The 4,912-nt window shown below is 53.3% G+C and carries 3 protein-coding genes; all 3 read left to right on the top strand.

Annotation, left to right across the window (positions count from 1 at the left end; genetic code table 11):
• Positions 1 to 507: HD domain-containing protein (locus ACLQ7H_RS13570; RefSeq protein ID WP_411753127.1), on the top strand; the 507-nt coding region annotated here is incomplete at its 5' end.
• Positions 508 to 878: 371 nt separating this feature from the next.
• On the top strand, positions 879 to 2,924 hold the full coding sequence (locus ACLQ7H_RS13565; protein ID WP_411753126.1) for a filamentous hemagglutinin N-terminal domain-containing protein: 2,046 nt from the start codon (positions 879 to 881) through the stop codon (positions 2,922 to 2,924).
• 87 nt (positions 2,925 to 3,011) lie between these two features.
• Entirely contained in the window at positions 3,012 to 4,670 is a 1,659-nt protein-coding gene (locus ACLQ7H_RS13560) for a ShlB/FhaC/HecB family hemolysin secretion/activation protein (RefSeq protein WP_411753125.1), read from the top strand.
• The last annotated feature ends 242 nt before the right edge of the window (positions 4,671 to 4,912 follow it).

The following is a 4,912-nucleotide window of genomic DNA, read 5'->3' as shown; positions in this document are numbered from 1 at the left end:
CCACAGGCAGTGATGGAGATTGTCAGCAGCGTGCCGCACAGCGAAGAGATGCTGGCTGCGGCCTGGTTGCATGACACCGTAGAAGATACCCCCTCTACGCTGGCCGATATCGAAAGCCATTTTGGCCTGCAGGTTGCCAGCCTGGTCGCGATGTTGACCAACGTCAGCGTCGGTAGCACGGAGAATCGCTATCAACGCAAGAACCGCGATCGTCGCCACAGCGCCAACGCCTCGCCACAGGCCAAAACCATCAAGCTGGCGGATTTGATCGACAACACCCGTTCCCTGCTGCAATACGATAGCCACTTCGCCAAAACCTATCTGGTGGAAAAACAGCGCCTGCTGGAAGTGCTGACCGAAGGCGACCCACAGCTGTGGAAGCAGGCTAGCTATATTATCGAACAGGGTTTGCAAACCCTGCTGCTGCCACCGCATAACGTCCCGGCCCGTTGGTTTGACCATGCCCGGCAGCGCTACCAGGAAAACGATCTGGCCCGAGGCGTATGAAGCACGGTTATTGAGTGGCTACCCTATCGGGAGGGAGCTACTCACCCTTCGGCGGAAAAATAAAAGTCAAACAAAGTAATAAATCGTGATATACGCAGAGTTAATACTATCAGATAACTAGTTACACGGAAAATCAGAGCTTCTCCATCATTTAATTATTATTATTAATTTTCGCTATTCACTTATCATTATAATAGTGACTTTTGTCTTTATTAATCAATAGTACAACCATTGCTTTAACCCATGCATCATCACATTATAAAAACAGGTTCTAGCCCATGAGCCCTTTAATCCATGCCTTCCCACTTGATTTTTTATTTAAAGAATAGGGATCGCGGGTGAAGTAACAATAATAAAGGAACGTGATCTCAATGCATAAAATCAACAAACCACTCATTGCCAAATTATCACCGATCTGTTTTTTCAGCTTAGTCGCATGGGGAGCCGTGGCCCATGCGGCAATTACCCCATCTGCTCCCGCAGCCGGTGGCCCTGGTGTCCATGCCGGTGCCAATGGCAGCACGGTGGTCAATATCAACGCCGCAGGCAAAGGTGGCGTCTCTCACAACGTCTACACTCAGTTTGACGTGGGCAGCGGCGGCGTCGTGCTCAACAACAGCGCGGTGGGTTCAAACTCGCAGCTTGCCGGTCATATCGCCGGGAACGCCAACCTGGCCGGTGGTTCAGCCTCCATCATCCTCAACGAAGTCAATTCCACCAGAGCCAGCCAGTTGAACGGCATGATGGAGGTCGCAGGCCAGAAGGCACAGGTTATCGTCGCCAACCCTTCAGGTATTACCTGTAGCGGCTGTGGTTTTATTAATACCGACCGGGCAACCCTAACGACCGGTCAGGCGCAGGTGGCTAACGGAACCCTGCTCGGTTATACCGTCGAAAAAGGAACCATCACCATCAATGGTGACGGCCTGCACGCCTCGGATGTCGATTACACCGACCTGATCTCGCGTGCCGTAAAGATTGATGCAGAGCTACGTGCCGACGACCTGAACATCACCATTGGCCGCAATATCGTTAATGCAGATAATACCCGGGCCAGCGCATTGGCCCCTGCTGGCGGTGCCCCGGTCGTGGGCATTGACGTTGCCAAATTGGGCGGTATGTACGCCAACAAGATCACCTTGGTCAGCACCGAGCGTGGCGTTGGTGTCCGCAATGCGGGGACCATAGGTGCCGCAGTGGGCGATCTTAATATCACCACAGATGGCGTTCTGGAGAATAAATGGAAAATCAGTTCTGAACGACATCTCAATATCACCGGCGTTCGCGGCAGCAAAAATGATAGCGGTCGTGGGCTGAGTAATGCGGTGGGAGCCATGATCCAGGCCACCAGCAACATCAAGATCGATATCGCTAACAGCAAGCTGAGCAATCGCGGGACTATCCGCTCCGATGCCAATATTACCGCCGCCAGCGGTGACTTGGATAATAAGCAAGGTGCCATCCTGAGCAAAGGTATCCTGAATATGGATCACCGCTACGTCAACAACGCTGGCGGTATAATCCTCGGCATGCAGGGGATCGAGCTGTCCTCAAATCGTATTGATAATACTAAGGGAGTGATCAGTTCCAGTGACAATGAAGGTAATGGTGACGGTGACCTCACTATCTACACGGCTGGCAACCCATTGAACAACACTGGCGGTACCCTCAAATCCAGCCGCGAACTGAATCTTGATGTCGCCCACCTGGTTAATCACTCAGGGGTGATTAGCGGCAAAAATGATGTGTTGATTAACAGTGCCAGCCTGAATAACACCGCTGGGCTCGTGGAGGCATCCAACTACCTGAATATCAACGTCCAGAACGGTACCCTCACCAATAGCGACACCCTCACCTATAGCGACCGGAAAACCGGGCTGCACAGTGGCGAAGGTGGCATGACGCTGATTGCGGGCTCGATCAACAACGCCAATGGCCAGATCACGTCACAGGGTGACGTGGTGGTTAATACCTCCTCTGCGTTGAGGAATGGCAGCGGCACCATCGAAAGCACCGGCAATAATATAGTGGTGAATACCAACGGTCTTGATAACGGCAAAGGGGTGATAAAATCAGGGCATGATACGTTGATCGTGGCCAACTCGATCGCCAACGCCCAGGGCAATATCAGCGCCGATGGCCAAGCGACTCTGTCTTTGTCAGGCAGCTACAGCCACTACGGCAGCCTGAGCGGTAAACAAGGCGTCAATCTCCATGCTGAGATTGGCACCGTATCTAACTACGGCACCTTATCATCCACAGAAGGCCTGACCACGGTCAACACCCGCAGCTTCTACAACCAGCGCGGTGCCGTTGTCGACAGCCAGGCAGGCTTACACCTGGGGCTGGGTAAGACTGCGACTTTCTCTAACAGCGGCAACATTAACGGCCCGATCTCTATCTCGATCAATCAGTAATCCCCACCGCCAGCAGGCGGCCCTCATAAGGGGCAGCCTGATTTTTATGATCACGTTTCCAGATGCACTCTATAAGGATATGGCTCCATGCAGGTTCGTTTTTCCGCGTCGGTGTTATTGGCATTGTTGATCCCTGCGGCTCAGGGGGCGGAAAATGCTCAACTCATTGAACAACAAGTCAGTCATCAGCAAGAGCAGGATAAGGCGCGTTACGACCAATTGGCCACTCAGGGTAAAGATATCCGAGCCGCCGACGCCGGTAGCCAAAGTTCAAGGATCGTTTTCCCTCAGGAGCCTGCCTGCTTTGAGATCCAACAGGTCATCCTCAATAAAGATGCACAGATCCCCCGCTGGCTACCCTTGCAAAAACTCACCGTTCAGGCCGAAGGACGCTGCCTGGGCATAGAGGGCGTGCGCACGCTGGCGACGGCTCTGCAAAATAAACTCATCCGGCACGGCTACATCACCACCCGCGTCGTCGTTCCCCCGCAGGATCTGAAACAGGGCGTATTGACGTTGACGGTGCTCTCTGGCGTGATTGGCAATATCAGCTTCAGTGCAGACAGCGACAAGTACGCCAATCTGTCCACCACCTTCCCCGGACATTCAGGCGATTTGCTGGATCTGCGGGCCATTGAACAAGGCTTGGAAAACATCCAGCGTATTCCCGGGGCCGACGCGAACGTGATCCTCCGCCCGGGAGAACAGGCCGGGGGCACGGATATCGAAATCCAACGTACCCAACCCTCGTTCTGGCGCGTGGGTGGCTGGTTCGATGATTCCGGTAGTAAATATACTGGCCGCTATCAAAGTGGCGTGGCGCTCTATCTGGATAACCCTACCTCGTTAAACGATTTGTTTTATGTGGCCATCGGGCGGGATTTGCACTTCCAAAACCAGCGCAACTCGAAAAATGGCTCCCTGTATTATTCGGTACCCTTCGGTTTTTGGTCCGTGGATATGTACGCCAGCCGCAGTGAGTATTTACAGAACATCGCCGGCATCTGGACCGATTTTCAATACCAGGGCACAAGCGATAACCTGAGCCTGAAGGTGAACCGCCTGCTGTACCGTAATGCCAATCAGAAAACCACGTTCAGCCTTCAGCTGTTAAAAAACCGCTCCCACTACTATTTGAACGAGACCAAAATTGACATCCAGGATCGCAACGTCACCAACGCCATCGCCAGGCTGAATCATCGCCACTACGTCGGCCAATCTACCGTTGACGCGATGGTCGGCTATCAACGTAATACGTCGTGGTTTGGGGCGCAGCAACAGGCTGGCGCTCGTTCGCCAAGCCGTATCGTCAATCTCGATCTGAGCGCACGGGTGCCTTTTACCCTGTTCGGACAATCGATGAGCTATCAGCCCCGCTATCAGCAGCAATACAGCCCCGACGCCCTTGCCATCCAGGATCAATTTAGTCTCGGCAACCGCTGGACGGTGCGTGGCTTTGACGGGGAGTTCAACCTGGCGGCCAACAAGGGATACTCTTTGCGTAACGATGTTAACCTGAACCTGCCCAGGTTAAATCAACAGCTCTATGCCGGTATTGATTACGGCAAGGTCAGCGGGAGAAACGGGAATTTTACCTCCGGCCATTTGGCGGGTGGCGTGATCGGTATCAGAGGTGGGCTAGGTGCGGTCAGTTATGACGCTTTTGCCGGTATCCCCCTATCAAAACCGGATAATTTCACCACCAGCCCGGTGAGTCTGGGTTTCACCCTACAGTGGCAGCTTTGAGCCAATAGAGAGTACCGTGTCGCCCCTCACCCTAACCCTCTCCCACAGGGAGAGGGGACCGATCGAGTTGGCTGATTTTTCTGCGTAATACCCCACCATCCATCTTCACCCTCTCTCACTTCCCGAAGATGCACGGACCAACAAAGTGCTCAGTACAGCTCCCTCTCCCTGTGGGAGTGTACAGACCGGGGACATGGTAGACAGGTGTTCAAGGACATGGTGAACACTTTTTAACATCCTTT

The organism is Serratia sp. (in: enterobacteria) (assembly GCF_046715635.1).
GTDB lineage: Bacteria > Pseudomonadota > Gammaproteobacteria > Enterobacterales > Enterobacteriaceae > Chania.
The sequence above is the reverse complement of the archived record's forward strand: the minus strand, read 5'-3'. Positions and strand labels throughout refer to the sequence as shown.

Coding starts and splice junctions, on each gene's coding strand:
- ACLQ7H_RS13560 (WP_411753125.1), top strand. CDS start 3,012: ATGCAGGTTCGTTTTTCCGCGTCGGTGTTATTGGCATTGTTGATCCCT.
- ACLQ7H_RS13565 (WP_411753126.1), top strand. CDS start 879: ATGCATAAAATCAACAAACCACTCATTGCCAAATTATCACCGATCTGT.